This window comes from Caulobacter sp. AP07 (genome assembly GCF_000281955.1).
In the GTDB taxonomy this organism is placed as follows: domain Bacteria; phylum Pseudomonadota; class Alphaproteobacteria; order Caulobacterales; family Caulobacteraceae; genus Caulobacter.
In genome coordinates, this window is sequence record NZ_AKKF01000294.1 from 16409 (window position 1) to 30563 (window position 14155).

Here is a 14155-nt window from a genome sequence, read left to right on the forward strand (position 1 = left end):
CAGGATGCGCGAACGGTGACCACCTGATCAAACGATGATACTTCGCTGCTGACCCTAGAAGAATTTGGGTATTGAAGATGAGTCGCGCGCAACTTCCGCTGAACGCCCTGCGGGCCTTCGAGGCCTCGGCCCGGCATCTGAGCTTCACCCGCGCGGCGATCGAGCTGTGCGTGACCCAGGCCGCCGTCAGCCACCAGGTCAAGGGGTTGGAGCAGCGCCTGGGCGCCAGCCTGTTCCGCCGCCTGCCGCGCGGCCTGGCCCTGACCGACGAGGGCCTGGCCCTGCTGCCGGTGCTGCGCGACAGCTTCGAGCGGATGGGCGAGGTGCTGGAGCGGTTCTCGGGCGGCCGGGTGATGGAGGTGCTCAGCGTCGGGGTGGTCGGCACCTTCGCCGTCGGCTGGCTGCTGCCGCGCCTGCCGGCCTTCCGCGAGGCCCATCCGTTCGTCGACCTGCGGCTGTTCACCAACAACAACCGCATCGACATCGCCGGCGAGGGGCTGGACTGCGCCGTGCGGTTCGGCGACGGGGCATGGCACGGCACCGAGGCGGTCGCCCTGTTCGCCGCCCCGATGACGCCGCTGTGCGCCCCGGCGGTCGCCGAGCGGCTGCGCGAGCCCGGGGCCCTGAGTTCGGAGGTGCTGCTGCGCAGCTACCGCGCCGACGACTGGCCCGACTGGTTCGCCGCCGCCGGCCTAGCCCCGCCGCCGATCCGCGGCCCGGTGTTCGATAGCTCGTGGGTGATGGTCGAGGCGGCGATGCAGGGCGCCGGCGTGGCCCTGGCCCCCTCGATGATGTTCGCCCGCGACCTGGAACAGGGCCGCCTGGTGCGACCGTTCCCGCTGGAGGTGTCGGCGGGGCGGTACTGGCTGACCTGGCTGAAGTCCCGCGCCCCGACGGCGGCGCTGGTGGCGTTCCGGGGGTGGCTGGAGGCGGAGTCGGCTGAACGCTAGCCGGGGACATGCACTTGTGCGTGTCCCCAACCATCGCACCGCCCGATCCGGATAGCGCCTCGCCACGATTGGGGACACGCACAAGTGCATGTCCCCGCGCGGTCGCCTAAGCGATCAGCTCCGGATCGTTCCGCTTCAGCCAGGCCGCCGCATAGCCGCATAGCGGCACGATCTTCACGTCCTCGCTCCGGGCGGTCTCGGCGACCCTGGCCATCAGGCGGCCGGCCGCGCCCGTGCCGCGCAGGGCGGGGGCGGCCTCGACATGGGGGATCACCAGGCGGTCGCCGTCGCGCCGGTAGTCGGCGAAGGCGATCAGGCCGTCGACCTGCAGTTCGTAGCGGCTCTGGGCGGGGTTGTGGCTGAAGGCGTCGGTCATGGTTCCGATATGGGCTGGACGCGCCGTCGCGCCAAGGCTCAACTGGCGATTGGGGGCTAACGCGCGAGGGAGGTGGGCGATGCGGGCTCTGACTGGAATTCTGGCCGCCGGGGTCTTGGCGGCCCTGGCGGGCTGCGGCGAGAAGCCGGCGACGAAAACCGAGGCCGGCGGCGAGGCCAAGCCGGCGGCGTCGGCCCCGTCACAGCTGACCGCGGCGGGCTGGCCCAAGCGCAAGCCGGGCCTGTGGACCCAGACCGTGGAGATCAAGGATCGGGACTTCAGCCCGAGCTTCCGGTTCTGTATCGACGCGGCGACCGACGCGAAGCTGGGGCTCGATTCCCAGGGCATGGACACCCGGTGCGCGAAGGGCCAGATGACCCGTACGGCCGACGGCGGCTGGACGGTGACCTCGGCCTGCGACATGGGCCCGGCCGGCAAGACCCAGAGCACGGTCCGCGTATCGGGCGATTTCAACAGCCGCTACCTGATGGAACTCGACAACGTCACGACGGGCGCGACCCAGGCGGCGATGAACGGCCAACACAAGATGACGATCGCCGCCGAATGGTCCGGCGCCTGTCCGGCGGGCTGGGCCGGCGGCGACGTCGAGATGCCGGGCGGCCGAAGGATGAACCTGCTGACGAAGGCGGTGGCGGGCGGATAGGGGGCGCGTGCGGCTGGGGACACACACTCACCCCCGCGGCCTTGCTCGATAAGGCCACGATCGTGGAGTGAGTGTGTGTCCCCGTTCGTGCCCGGTCCGCGCCCTAGACCAGCTCCACCGCCATCGCCGTGGCCTCGCCGCCGCCGATGCACAGGGACGCCAGGCCCTTCTTGCCGCCCCGGGCCTGCAGGGCCGAGATCAGGGTGCAGAGGATGCGCGCGCCCGAGGCGCCGATCGGGTGGCCCAGGGCGCAGGCCCCGCCGTTGACGTTGAGCTTGTCCGGATCGATGCCCAACTCCTGCTGGGCGATCATCGCCACCACGGCGAAGGCCTCGTTGACCTCGAACAGGTCGACGTCGGCGACGGCCCAGCCGGCCTTGGCCAGGGCCTTCCTCATGGCCGGCACCGGAGCGGTGGTGAACAGGCCCGGCTCGTGGGCATGGGCGGCGTGGCTGACCACGCGGGCGACGATCGGCAGGCCCAGGCGCTTGGCGACGCTCTCGCGGGTCATGACCAGGGCGGCGGCCCCGTCGCTGATCGAGCTGGAATTGGCCGCGGTGATGCCGCCGTCGCGGCTGAAGGCCGGGCGCAGGGTGGGGATCTTGGCGGCGTCGGCCTTCAGCGGCTGCTCGTCCTGGCTGACCGTCTCGACGCCCTTGCGGGTGGTGATGGTCACCGGGGTGATCTCGGCGGCGAAGGCTCCCGACGTCACCGCCTTCTGAGCCTTGGCCAGGCCGGCGACGGCGTAGGCGTCCATGGCCTCGCGGCCGAACTGGTAGGTGGCGGCGCTGTCCTCGGCGAAGGCCCCCATCAGCTTGCCGGGGGTGTAGGCGTCCTCCAGCCCGTCCAGATACATGGAGTCCATCATCTGGTCGTGGCCGATGCGCGCGCCCGAGCGGTGCTTGGTCAGCAGGTAGGGGGCGTTGGTCATGCTCTCCATGCCGCCGGCCACGATGATCTCGGCGCTGCCGGCCGCCAGGGCGTCGTGGGCCATGATCGCGGCCTGCATGCCGCTGCCGCACATCTTGTTGACCGTGGTGGCCTCGACCGACAGCGGCAGGCCGGCGCCGACCGCCGCCTGGCGGGCCGGGGCCTGGCCCAGGCCGGCGGGCAGGACGCAGCCCATGAAGATCTGTTCGACGAGATCGCCCGAGACTCCGGCCCGCTCGATCGCCGCCTTCACCGCCGTCGCGCCCAGCTCGGTCGCCTTGGCCCCGGCCAGCGCGCCCTGGAAACCGCCCATCGGCGTGCGGGCGAACGAGACGATGACGACAGGATCAGCGGGGGTGGACATGGATGGACTCCGGCCTGGGAAACGTGGCGGAATAAACCCCCTCCGGCGCGTCGGGCGCAAGGGCGTTGCGCAAAAAGCGCCGGCGGCGGGACGCGGATTTCCCGGCCGCCAGCGCGCAGTGCGCAACCGAGAGAGTCAATTGCTTTAGGAAACTTACGCCGTTCGTCTGCAAAAGCAACCCTTGCATTCCCCGGCGGAAGGCTTCACCTTCCGCTCATGGGACGCACCGCCGACTACACCAATGAACGCTGCGCCATCGCCGCCACCCTCGAAGTGGTCGGGGATCCCTGGACCCTGCTGATCCTGCGCGACGCCTTCCAGGGCGTGAAGCGGTTCGAGCAGTGGCAGGAACGCCTGGGCGTGGCCCGCAACGTCCTGGCCGCGCGGCTGAAAAGCCTGGTCGGCCACGGCGTGCTGGAGCCGAGGCGCTATTCCGAGCGGCCGCCGCGCCGGGAATATGTGCTGACCGCCAAGGGCCGGGCGCTGTCGCCGGTGCTGCTGACCATGGCCGAATGGGGCGACCAGCACGTCTACGGCCTGGGCAAGGGGCCGGTGCACTTCGTTCACAAGACCTGCGGCTGCGATTTCCATCCCAAGCTGGCTTGCGAGGCCTGCGGCGAGATCGTCGACGGCCGCGACCTGACCCGGGTGGTCCATGATCAGCCGTCCCTGACGGTCGGCGAGGCGCTGGAAGCCTCGATCGCCTTCGCCGCCGAGTGAGCTATCGCTTCCACGTCCACCGCGCCCTGCCGGCCTTCCGGCTGGTGACGGCGGACGGGGCGGGGTTTCCGGCTGGCGCGGCGGAGGCCGACTGGCGCTTCACCCGGGTCCGCGAACGAGCCGACACCAATCCCGACGTGGCGCGGCTGGTGGACGAGACCGGCTACTGCCTGTTCAAGATCGGCATGAGCTTCGACGAGATCGGGTGAGGCCGGGTGCTAGCCCAGGACGAGCGCCACGCCGCTGATCAGGGTCGCCCACAGCGCGAAGCTGGCGAGCACGACGTTCAGCTTGTTCAGCGAAAAGCGGCGCTCGTTTTGCCGCGACGCATAGATGTAGGCGGTGCTTTGCATGGTCTTCAGCTCAAATTTGCAGATTTGTCAAAATTGCTCGGGGCGGCGCACAGTCGTGTATGCACTCCATGCCACAAAAGTTTCGTATGTCACTCGCCTTGCCGGCGAAAAATCGCGATTCAATAGGATTAATTTCAATTTTTGACGCATACGTCAGTATAATTTGACATACTTGTCAAATGTAGACTTATTCAGGCAGGTCTTGCTGATTTATTGAGCTGGAAAATGGCAAGGCGACCCGCGCTCACCTTGCGGGTCGGGGGCATCGGCCAGGTCGGCTGCGGGATTCGCGGCGTGGCTCAGGCCCATCTGCCCGGAGCGTGTCTGCTTGGAGCAAAAGAAAAGGGCCGGCTTCTTTCGAAGCCGGCCCCTTCCGTAGGTTCGCTCGGTTCAAACTAGAACTTGAAGCGGATGCCCGCCTTGAACGTCCGGCCGACCAGGCCGGCATAGTGGAAGGTGGTCAGGTAGTTCGGCGCGCTGGAATAGGCAGCCGCCGCGACCGGAGCCCGTTCGTTGAACACGTTCCCCACGTTGACATAGGCCGTGACGCTGTCGGTCACGTCCATCGTCCCGTTCATGTCGACGTTGATGAACTCCTTGATGTGGCAGAAGCGGTTCGCGATCGTCGCGTCCTCGCCGGGTTTGACCGGCGAGTACACGTTGCCCCGGCAGCTGGTGTCCGCGCGCTGGTCGGCGGCGACCGACTTGATCTTGCCGACATAGTAGGCGGTGGCCGACAGGCTGTAGCGGCCGAACTCGAACGTGTTCTGCCAGTTGCCGCGCCAATCCGGCGTGCCGTTGCCCGACGACAGTTGGTACGGGCCCAGCGTGCCGGCGTACTTCTGCACGCCATTGGAGGTGTGCAGGTCGTACTGGATCACGTGGGTCGCTTCGAGGCGGCTCGTGAACTTGACGTCGTAGGGCAGGGTCGCCTTGGCCGTCGCCGAGAAGTCGATGCCCGACGTCTTGGCGAAGTTCACGTTCTCGTACGGCGCGTTGATGATCAGGACGCGCGGCAGGGCGGTCGGGAACAGCGGATCGACGGCGTCGACCAGGTTGCACGAATAGCCCGGCCCGATGGCCGCGACCGCGGCGCAAGCGTCCGTGGCGTTGGTCTTCGTGTAGTAGGCGTTCTTGGCGTCGAGCAGCAGCGGGCCGGCGACGATCAGGCGCGACTTCTTCACGTTGTAGTAGTCGACCGTCAGGCTGAGCCACGGGGTGGGCTCGGCGATCAGGCCGGCGGTGAAGCTGCGCGACAGTTCCGGCTTCAGCTTGGGGTTACCCCCATAACCGCCGCCCAGCGCATAAGACTGGGCGTAGGGGTTGGTGTTACCGCCCGACACCAGGCCGCCGTGGGCGTTCTGGAACGAGGCCGGGGTCGCGTAGGTCGCAAAGCCGGCATATTGGCTGGCGGCGTTCGACTCGGCGAAAGTTGGGGCCCGGAAGCCCTTCGAGAAGGTGCCGCGGAACGCCAGTTGCCGCAGCGCCGTATATTTCACGCCGATCTTCGGCGAGAAGTGGCCGAAGCCTTCCGAATAGTGGTCGTAGCGGCCCGAGGCGTTGACTTCGAGGTTGTCCAGCACCGGGGCCAGCAGTTCGGCGTAGGCGGCCGAGACGGTGTGCTTGCCGAACGCCGACGAGGTGGTCAGCGTATAGGTGTCGAGCTTGGCGTTCTGGTTGTTGTTGGTCAGTTCTTCGCGACGAACCTGTCCACCGACGGCCAACTGCATGTCGCCGCCCGGCAGGGCCCACAGTCGCTTGGTGACCGAGGCGTCGAGCGACATCATCGTCGCGTCCGACGGAGTCTTGATGTTGGGCGAGACGAAGTTGCGAACCGCGGCGCTGTTCTCGTTCGGATTCACGAAGTTGTAGGCGCCGGTGTTGATCGCGTTCATCAGGTTCGCGATGTTCAGGAAGCCGTACTGCGTGATGCTCAGCTTGTCCTTGGCGCCGACGGCTTCGACCCGCCAGTTCCAGTCGCCGTCGACGTCGCCCTTCAGCCCCACGGTCCCGCGGATCACTTCGTTGGTGCGATCGCTGCCGGCGGGGATGTCGCCGAACAGGTAGTAGGTGCGGGCCGCGCCGTTCGCCGGATCGTTGGCGAAGGCGGTCGCGTACGGGTTGTTCGGGTTCAGGCGCCGATCGGAGGCGGTGGCGCAGTTGGTCCCGGCCGAGCAGATGTAGACCGGCAGCACCAGGCCCGGGTTGGTCGAGGCCTGGGTGGCCTTTCCGCCGAAGGGCTGGGTGTTGCGCAGGGCGCGGGGCTGGTTCTTGATGCTGACGAAGTCGCGCGAGTAGCCGGCGGTGGCGTAGGCCTCGATGTTGTCGGCCAGGCGCACGCTCAGGCGGGTGTTGAACGCATAGCGCTCCTGCTTCGGCGCGATCTGGTTGTAGAGGTCGACCAGATCGTACTTGCAGCCGGCGCCGCGCGCGCCGCCGCCCGTGACGTTGTACGTGCCGTTGGCGCAGTTCAGGTTCAGCGTGGTGTAGTTGCTGTAGTTCTGAGTCACGCCCTTGGAGTCGACGTAGGTGCCGTTGGCGAACGGGACGGCGCCGCCCGCCAGGGGATTGTTCAGGTCGGTCTGGTTCGTGCGGACGACGACCGCGCTGGGGGTCGCGGTGGTCAGCGTGCTGTCGGCGGTGTTGTTGTCGAGGCCGCCGATACGGCTCAGGTCCAGCGTGTTGTAGGGGAAGCCGCGGCTGTGGTTGGTGACGCGGCCGTCCTTCTGGTATTCGCCGTTGACGTAGAAGTTCCAGCCCTGTTCGGCGTAGTCGCCGATGCCGAACGTCAGGTCGCCGCGCGTGTGCCGCGCGTCGCGTTCCTGGCTCTGGCCGAATTCGGCGCTGCCGGCGATGCCGGTGAACTGCTTCTTCATGATCAGGTTGACGACGCCGCCGATGGCGTCGGCGCCGTAGGTCGACGAGGCGCCGTCCTTCAGCACTTCGACGCGGTCGATCAGGCTGAACGGGATGCTGTTGAGGTCGACATAGGCGTTGTGGCCGTCGTCGCTGATCGGGAAGTTGGCCGAGCGGAGGCCGTCGACCAGGACCAGGGTCGAGGAGACGCCGAGGCCGCGCAGCGAAACGGCCGAGCCGCCGGCGCTGAAGCCGCTCTGGAAGCCGGTGCCGATCGAACCGGCGCCGTCGGCCGAGATCGAACGGATCGCGTCCGTGGCCGTGGTGATGCCGGCGCGTTGCAGCGTCTCGGTGGTCAGCACGGTGACGGGCGAAGGCGTTTCGGTGTCGGTACGGCGGAACAGCGAGCCGGTGACGACGATTTCTTCGACGGCGGTTTCTTCCGGCGCGGCGGCCGGAGCAGCGGTCTGAGCCATGGCCTGGCTGGCGCCAAACAGGGCCACGGCCGCACCGCAGATCATCGTGGAGGCCAGCAGGCGCTCCCGCGCAGTGATAGTCTTCAAGGTCAAAATCCCCCAGTAGTCCCGGTGTGCCACACGGGACGACATCCATGGTCTCGGCCGCTCAGATCTTTGAGCCCGATTGTCGCGGAGCTAGGGGAACAATCGACCTCGGGTCAATGAACATTGCGATCCTGCAACTAAACGGTATTCGCGTGTCGCATAACGGCCACATATTGTGGAGAAGACCCCTTGATCATTACAAAAGAGCAATAATCTACCGTTGGCTTATTGATCATCGATGACACTGAAGGGTTTTTTACAATCCCACGTTAAGCGCAACCTCTCGTAGGGGCGTGCTGGTTGTGAAGCAAGCCGCCGCAATGTCGATGAAGCCCGCTTCAGGCATGCGTCGGGCGCTGGCGACCCACCTTCGGGATCGAACGCTCGCAGCCTTGAGGGCGAACGCGCTCGGCGGCCGCCTAGACGACCGCTCGCTGAGTCGCGACGATGAAGCCGCCGCCCAGCACGCGCTCGGGGTCGGCCGGGTCGTAGAGCACGCAGGCCTGGCCGGGCGCGACGCCCTCTTCCAGGACGTCGAACATCAGGTGCGCCGCTCCGTCGACCAGGGCCAGGCGGCCCGGGACGGGTTCGCGGGTCGAGCGCACGCGGGCCAGCACCGGCGCGCCGGCGGCGGCGGCGGCTTCCAGGCTGTCCTCGGCGCCCAGCCAGTTGCCTTCCTTCAGCGACAGGCCCTGGGTCAGCAGGGCTTCGCGCGGGCCGACGATGACCTGGCGCTTGTCGGCGTCGATGCGGACCACGAACAGCGGGTCGCCGACCGCGATGTTCAGGCCCCGGCGCTGGCCGATGGTGTAGCGGGTGACGCCCTCGTGGCGGCCCAGCACCCGGCCGTCCATGTGCACCAGGTCGCCGGGCACGGCGCCCTGCGGCCGGATCCTGTCGATCACCGTGGTGTACTTGCCCTCGGGCACGAAGCAGATGTCCTGGCTGTCGGGCTTGTCGGCGATCGACAGGCCCAGCTCGGCGGCCACCAGGCGCACGGTCGGCTTGTCCATGCCGCCCAGCGGGAAGCGCAGGAAGTCCAGCTGCTCGGCCGTGGTGGCGAACAGGAAGTAGCTCTGGTCCTTGGCCGGGTCGGCGGCGCGGCGCAGCTGCGGGCGATTGCCGCCGCCCGCGAAGCTGCGCTGCACGTAGTGGCCGGTGGCCATGGCCTCGGCGCCCAGGTCGCGGGCCACGTCCAGCAGGTCGCGGAACTTGACGGTCTGGTTGCAGCGCACGCACGGGATCGGCGTTTCGCCGCGCAGATAGGCGTCGGCGAACTCCTCGATCACCTGCTCCTTGAAGCGGCTTTCGTAGTCGAGAACGTAGTGCGGAATGCCGATCCGCTCGGCCGCCATGCGGGCGTCCATGATGTCCTGGCCCGCGCAGCAGGCGCCCTTTTTCGAGATCGCCGCGCCGTGGTCGTAGAGCTGCAGGGTGACGCCCACCACGTCGTAGCCGGCCTTGTGCAGCAGGGCGGCGGTGACGGTGGAGTCGACCCCGCCGGACATCGCCGCGACGATCCGCGCGCCGACCGGCAGGCCGACGGCCTCGCGCGCGGCGATGACGGCGCGGTCGAGGATGGCGGGGTCGGTCGGGGCGGTGTCGAAGAGAGCGATGTCGGCGTCCATCGCGGCCATATAGCGGTTCGAGGCTGGTTTTGCGAGGTTTGGGGTGTCGCGGCCTTCTTAATAGACGGGCTCCGGCGGGACGAGGCAGAGGCCATATTCAGGGTGCTGGTCCGGCGCGCACCATTTCTGGAACTGGGCCTGGGTCAGGACCTGTTCGATGCGGCCAGTCACGACGTTGGCGATGAAGCCTATCTGGATCGCTTCGGTATCGCGATGAACGCAGCCTTTGCTGTGTACGCCCTCCTGAACCGACAGTCTCACGCGGTGGTCGTCCTCCCAGCCGCTGAACCAGGCATGGACCTGCACGCCCGGACCCGCGCACTTGAACACTGCGGCGTATCGCTGGACCGCCGCGAGACGCAGGCGCTTGTCGCGATGCAGCACCTTTTGGCGGACGTCGACATAGCTGAAGAAACTGGTCTGGCCCGAGCCGCCGCTGTCGGCGACGACGAAGCCGGTCGAGGCGGCGTTCCAGGCGATGTCGCCATTGTCCATCATGCCAGCGGCGCGGGCGTTTCCGTTTTCCTCGACGGTGATCCGGCCTCGGTCGATGACGACGCGCCTGCGGCCGTCGGGCGAAGCGACGCACTGGCGGCCTTCAATATCCACACGTCCTTCGGAGGCTTGGCACGCCGGCGCCTGGGCGGGACCTGACCAGGCCGCGCCGGCGGGCGCAACGAAGCCGGTCAGGAGCAGGGCGCTAGCGATCTTCGCAACCTTGGACATGGTCCGAGAGTGCCTGCTTGCGGGGCGGCGTTCCAGGTCTTCGCCGAGCCGGCGACGATTTTACTTCAGCACGTTCAGCAGCGATGAGTTCTGCAAGGACGCGAACACCTGGGCCGAGGCCTGGACCGCCAGCTTGGCGGACTCCAGCCGCGTGATGGCCTCGGCCATGTCGACGTCGGTGATGCCGCCGACCATGGTGCTCAGGGTGTCGGCCTGGTCCTTCAGGTCGGTCTGGGCGGTGTCGAAGCGCTTCTGGTTGAGGCCGTTCTTGGCTTGGTCGGTGATCAGGCCGGTCTTGACCGCGTCGAAGGTCGGCAGCAGGCCGGTGAGGAAGGTCGTCTGGGCCTGGGTCAGCTTGCCGGTGAACGGGCCGTTGGCGTCGACATAGGCCTGGACCTGCTTGAAGGCGTTGTAGGCGCCCGTGCCCAGCTTGTCGGCCAGCACGCCGGTGTCGACCGAGGTGGTGTCGTCGATGCGGTTGCTGGTGACGTACTGGTCGTTCTGGAACAGCGAGGCGACGCTGGCCGCGGCGGTCAGGTCGGCCATCGAGGTGGTGGTGGTCGGCTGGATGTCGGACTTGGCGCCGGCGAACACGTAGCGGCCGTTGGACTTGGCGTTCAGCCCCTGCAGCACGTCGCCGAACGCGCCGCCCAGCGCCTGCATCATGGTCTCGGCGCTGCCGGCGGCCACGGCGTTGGCGATCGCCTCGCGGGCGGTCTGGACGGCGCCGGAGACCTGACCGATGGCCACGTCCTGCACGTCCAGGCGGTTGGAGACCAGGGTGGTCTGGTCCAGGAAGCCGGCGACCTTGGCCTGGGAGGCCCGCATGGCCGTCAGGACCTCGGCGTTCTTGGCGTAGCCCTTCAGGTCGGTGGCGTTCTTCTGGCTGGAGACCTGTTCGCCGGCGGTGTTCTGCAGCACCTGGGCGCGCATCAGGTTGCTGGTCATCACGCCGAAATTGCCGGAGGTGGAGACGCGGGTCATGGCTTAACCTCAAACGATATTGGTGAGGACATCGAACATGTCCTTCGTCGCCTGGATCAGGCGGGCGGAGGCGTTGAACGCCTGCTGGAAGGTGGTCAGGTTGACCAGTTCCTCGTCGAGGTTGACGCCCTCCTGCGACTGGCGCTGGGCGTTGACCTCGGTCTGAACGGACTCGGCGGCTTCCTTGCGGCTGGTGGCGGCGGCCGCCTTGCGGGCGATCGAGCCGCTGAAGTCGGCGCCGTAGTTGAGGACGCTCTTGCTGGCCCCGGCGATGTCGCCGGCGGCCGAGAAGCTGGTGGTGACGTCGCCGGCCTTGGCCAGGGCCAGGGCGCCGCGGCCGTCGCCGACCGCCAGGGCCGGCGTGCCGGCCGCCGCGGCCAGGTTCAGCTTGGCGAAGGGCAGTTTCGAGGGATCGGCGGCCATGGCCGGATCCACCTTGAACAGGCCGGCGCGGGTGCTGCGCTCGCTCAGGCCCACGCCGAACAGCTGGCTGAGCGAGGGGCCCCCGACGCCGCGCTGGGTGGTGTCGGCCACCACCGACAGGCTGACCGGCGAGGCGGTGTTGGAGGTGAAGGACAGCTCGCCCTTCGGCCCCAGGGCGAAGGACCCGAACAGGCCGACGCCGTTGTTGCGCGAGTTCAGCGCGTCGATCGTCTCCTGCATCGTGCCCGTGCCGGCGGGAATGGTCACCTGCACGTCGCGGATGCGGCTGCCGTCGGCGTCGGTCAGGCGCAGGGTCAGGGTCTGGCCGGGGGTGAAGCCGCTGGGGTCGGCGGCCGTCATGCCGGTCTCGTAGGGCGAATAGCCGTCCGAGCGGATCACGTCGTTGAGGCCGAAGAACTGGCTGAAGCCCTTGCCGGCCTTGGTCGAGGGCGTGGTGGCGTCGTCGACGATGGCGACGCCGTTGGTCGGGGCGGCGGTGTTCAGGCTCAGCGCGCCATTGGCGAAGTTGGCGGTGGCCGTGCCGCCCAGGGCGGTGTTCAGCTGGGCGGTGAAGTTGGCGTTGGTGAAGGCCGGGCCGGGCAGGCCGTCGACGGTCATGGTCCCGGCGGTGAAGTCGATGTCCACGCGCTTCTGGATCACGCCGGCGGCGTTGGTGATGGCGATGGTGGTCTTGCCGGTGAAATTGCTGAAGGCCGTGGTGGCGTCCAGGCCGGTGTCCTTGCCGTTCATCACGGCCGGGGCCGGCACCGAGCTGGAGGCGTTGGAGGCGCGGTTCAGCTCCTCGGCCGCGCGGGTCACGAACTCGCCCAGCTGGTCCGACAGGTAGGGCAGTTCCTTGTTGCGCAGTTCCAGCAGGCCCTGCAGCTCGCCATTGGCCACGTAGAGCGGCATGACCTCGCCGCCGCTGTTGGCGGTGGTGACGGTCAGGTAGCCGTTGGCCGGGCCCGACTGCACATAGGTCAGGGTCGCCGCGCCGCTGCCGGCCAGGCTGACGCCCTCGGCCGAGCGGACGGTGACGCCGCCGTTGGCGCGGTCGCTGATCTGCACGTTCATATAGGTGGACAGCTCGTCGATCAGGCCGCTCTGGATGTTCTCCGAGCCGGTGCCGTCGGCGCCCGCCATCTTGGCGCGGGTGATGTCGACGTTCAGGTCGTCGATCTGCTTGAGCAGGACATTGACCCGGTCGACGTCGGCGCCCAGGCGGTTGTCGGTGTCCTTGATCTGGCCCGACAGCGACGAGGTGATGCGCTTGCTCTCGCTGAGGAAGTCCTGGAGCTTGGTGGTGGCCGAGCTGCGCAGCAGGGTGGAGGAGGGGTCGTCCACCGCCATCGAGAACGCCGCGTAGACGTCGTTCAGCGTCGAGAAGTAGTTGGTCTTGGCGCTGGGGTCGCCGAACAGCTTCTGGGCGTTGTCCATCGCCGTCGCCACGGCGTTGGCCTTGCCGGCGCTGGAGGCGCCGTTTAGGCTGGCGGCGGCCATGAACTTGTCGGTGGCCCGCTTGATGGCGTCGATATTGACGCCCACCCCCATGCCGTTCGACACGAGGTTGGACTGCGCCATCGTCTTGCGGACGTAGCCGGGGGTATTGATGTTGGCGATGTTGTCGGAAACGACGCGCAGGCCCGTCTGGGACGCCATCATGCCCGAGGTCGCGATGTTGAGGATGGTGTTCAGCGACATCTGCTATTCTCCAGCCCGCTCGGCAAACCAGGAACGGCACGACGCGGCCTTGCCCGGCGAAAACTGCCGGGCGTGGCGGGGGTAGCCCCCTTCGATAATGTGCAAGCCATTGAATTTCATGGCGTTTGGTTCCTGGCGTCGAGCAAGCGACAGGACCCTATGCGCAAGGAGGGCGCCAACCGGGGGTGAGGCGCGACGACGCGGCAACAGGGGCTGCTTTTACCGCGTTTGGCTCGGCAAAAAGCGCCGTGGTCGGCCTATCTGAAGTCGTAAATTCTTCTTTAATATCAGTAAAAACAATGACTTAATGGTCATTCGCGAGTTGGCCCGGCGGTTGCTCAGGGAAGGGCGGATCAAGGCGTTCCTCTCCGGGCCGCCATCCGCCGTGGACTTTCTCGCCGCATGACCGCGATCGCCGCCCCCGCTTCCGCCGCTCCGTCGACCCCGGCTCCCGCCGCGGGTTTCGACAAGGACGCGGCCGAAGGGTTCGGCGCGCTGCTGGCCCAGGCCGGAAGCGCGACCGCCGCCAACGACAGGACCTCCGCGCGGGACAGCCGGGCCCAGGATAGCAAGGCCGCGACCGCCAAGGCCGCCGACCGGGCTTCCGACGCCAAGGCCGCTGATCGCGCCTCGGACGCCAAGGCCGCCGACCGCGCCTCGGACGTGAAGGCCGACAAGGCCTCGGACGCCAAGGCGGCCGACAAGACCGACAAGACCAAGACGGCCTCCGCCAAGGACGTCGACAGCAAGGGCCAGGCCGAGACGGCCGCGGACGCCCCTGTTAAAGACGCCGCCACCGCCGACGCGACCGCCGGCCAGGCCGACGCCGCCACCCTGGCCGCCGCGGCCCTGATCGCCGCCATGCAGGCCCCGTCGGTCGAGGCGCCCAAGCCGGTGGCCGAGGCCGCCGCGCCGCA

The 14155-nt window shown here is 68.0% G+C and carries 12 protein-coding genes and 1 pseudogene; 5 read left to right on the plus strand and 8 right to left on the minus strand.

Going from position 1 to position 14155, the window contains the following annotated elements:
- Positions 1-77 precede the first annotated feature (77 nt).
- Positions 78-950, plus strand: a complete 873-nt coding sequence (locus PMI01_RS24375; protein WP_007675810.1) for a LysR family transcriptional regulator — start codon at positions 78-80, stop codon at positions 948-950.
- A gap of 106 nt (positions 951-1056) precedes the next feature.
- Here PMI01_RS24375 and PMI01_RS24380 read toward each other — a convergent pair whose 3' ends face one another.
- Positions 1057-1326, minus strand: coding sequence for a GNAT family N-acetyltransferase (locus PMI01_RS24380; RefSeq protein WP_007675812.1), 270 nt, complete (start codon positions 1324-1326; stop codon positions 1057-1059).
- Positions 1327-1405: 79 nt separating this feature from the next.
- Between PMI01_RS24380 and PMI01_RS24385 the strand changes: the two genes are divergently transcribed.
- Positions 1406-1990: a DUF3617 domain-containing protein gene (locus PMI01_RS24385; protein WP_007675813.1), complete on the plus strand. Its 585-nt coding sequence runs from the start codon at positions 1406-1408 to the stop codon at positions 1988-1990.
- 103 nt (positions 1991-2093) lie between these two features.
- Here the strand turns inward: PMI01_RS24385 and PMI01_RS24390 are convergent, their stop codons facing one another.
- Positions 2094-3284, minus strand: a complete 1191-nt coding sequence (locus PMI01_RS24390; RefSeq protein ID WP_007675814.1) for an acetyl-CoA C-acyltransferase — start codon at positions 3282-3284, stop codon at positions 2094-2096.
- A gap of 216 nt (positions 3285-3500) precedes the next feature.
- Between PMI01_RS24390 and PMI01_RS24395 the strand changes: the two genes are divergently transcribed.
- Together PMI01_RS24395 and PMI01_RS24400 are read left to right on the plus strand one after the other, a co-directional pair.
- On the plus strand, positions 3501-4004 hold the full coding sequence (locus PMI01_RS24395; RefSeq protein WP_007675819.1) for a winged helix-turn-helix transcriptional regulator: 504 nt from the start codon (positions 3501-3503) through the stop codon (positions 4002-4004).
- Positions 4001-4213: a hypothetical protein gene (locus tag PMI01_RS24400; RefSeq protein ID WP_007675820.1), complete on the plus strand. Its 213-nt coding sequence runs from the start codon at positions 4001-4003 to the stop codon at positions 4211-4213. Before PMI01_RS24395 ends, PMI01_RS24400 begins: the two co-directional genes overlap by 4 nt.
- A gap of 9 nt (positions 4214-4222) precedes the next feature.
- On the opposite strand, the gene PMI01_RS28090 is transcribed toward PMI01_RS24400, so the two are convergent.
- The 6 genes from PMI01_RS28090 to flgK form a co-directional block, all read right to left on the minus strand.
- Positions 4223-4357, minus strand: coding sequence for a hypothetical protein (locus tag PMI01_RS28090; protein ID WP_007675821.1), 135 nt, complete (start codon positions 4355-4357; stop codon positions 4223-4225).
- A 395-nt stretch (positions 4358-4752) separates the two neighbouring features.
- Positions 4753-7776, minus strand: coding sequence for a TonB-dependent receptor domain-containing protein (locus tag PMI01_RS24405; RefSeq protein WP_035038297.1), 3024 nt, complete (start codon positions 7774-7776; stop codon positions 4753-4755).
- A 419-nt stretch (positions 7777-8195) separates the two neighbouring features.
- On the minus strand, positions 8196-9413 hold the full coding sequence (gene mnmA / locus PMI01_RS24410) for a tRNA 2-thiouridine(34) synthase MnmA (protein ID WP_007675823.1): 1218 nt from the start codon (positions 9411-9413) through the stop codon (positions 8196-8198).
- A gap of 48 nt (positions 9414-9461) precedes the next feature.
- Positions 9462-10130, minus strand: a complete 669-nt coding sequence (locus PMI01_RS24415; RefSeq protein ID WP_007675824.1) for a hypothetical protein — start codon at positions 10128-10130, stop codon at positions 9462-9464.
- A 60-nt stretch (positions 10131-10190) separates the two neighbouring features.
- Entirely contained in the window at positions 10191-11114 is a 924-nt protein-coding gene (locus PMI01_RS24420) for a flagellin (RefSeq protein ID WP_007675825.1), read from the minus strand.
- A 9-nt stretch (positions 11115-11123) separates the two neighbouring features.
- Entirely contained in the window at positions 11124-13238 is a 2115-nt protein-coding gene (gene flgK / locus PMI01_RS24425) for a flagellar hook-associated protein FlgK (protein ID WP_007675826.1), read from the minus strand.
- Positions 13239-13640: 402 nt separating this feature from the next.
- On the opposite strand from flgK, the pseudogene PMI01_RS24430 reads away from it, so the two are divergent.
- Positions 13641-14155, plus strand: a pseudogene (locus tag PMI01_RS24430) (flagellar hook-length control protein FliK); the annotation flags it as partial.

Bases quoted from the DNA above. Each gene is read 5' to 3' on its own strand.
- PMI01_RS24390 (WP_007675814.1), bottom strand. From the start codon at position 3,284: ATGTCCACCCCCGCTGATCCTGTCGTCATCGTCTCGTTCGCCCGCACG.
- PMI01_RS24380 (WP_007675812.1), bottom strand. From the start codon at position 1,326: ATGACCGACGCCTTCAGCCACAACCCCGCCCAGAGCCGCTACGAACTG.
- PMI01_RS24395 (WP_007675819.1), top strand. From the start codon at position 3,501: ATGGGACGCACCGCCGACTACACCAATGAACGCTGCGCCATCGCCGCC.
- mnmA (WP_007675823.1), bottom strand. From the start codon at position 9,413: ATGGCCGCGATGGACGCCGACATCGCTCTCTTCGACACCGCCCCGACC.
- flgK (WP_007675826.1), bottom strand. From the start codon at position 13,238: ATGTCGCTGAACACCATCCTCAACATCGCGACCTCGGGCATGATGGCG.
- PMI01_RS24420 (WP_007675825.1), bottom strand. From the start codon at position 11,114: ATGACCCGCGTCTCCACCTCCGGCAATTTCGGCGTGATGACCAGCAAC.
- PMI01_RS28090 (WP_007675821.1), bottom strand. From the start codon at position 4,357: ATGCAAAGCACCGCCTACATCTATGCGTCGCGGCAAAACGAGCGCCGC.
- PMI01_RS24375 (WP_007675810.1), top strand. From the start codon at position 78: ATGAGTCGCGCGCAACTTCCGCTGAACGCCCTGCGGGCCTTCGAGGCC.
- PMI01_RS24385 (WP_007675813.1), top strand. From the start codon at position 1,406: ATGCGGGCTCTGACTGGAATTCTGGCCGCCGGGGTCTTGGCGGCCCTG.
- PMI01_RS24415 (WP_007675824.1), bottom strand. From the start codon at position 10,130: ATGTCCAAGGTTGCGAAGATCGCTAGCGCCCTGCTCCTGACCGGCTTC.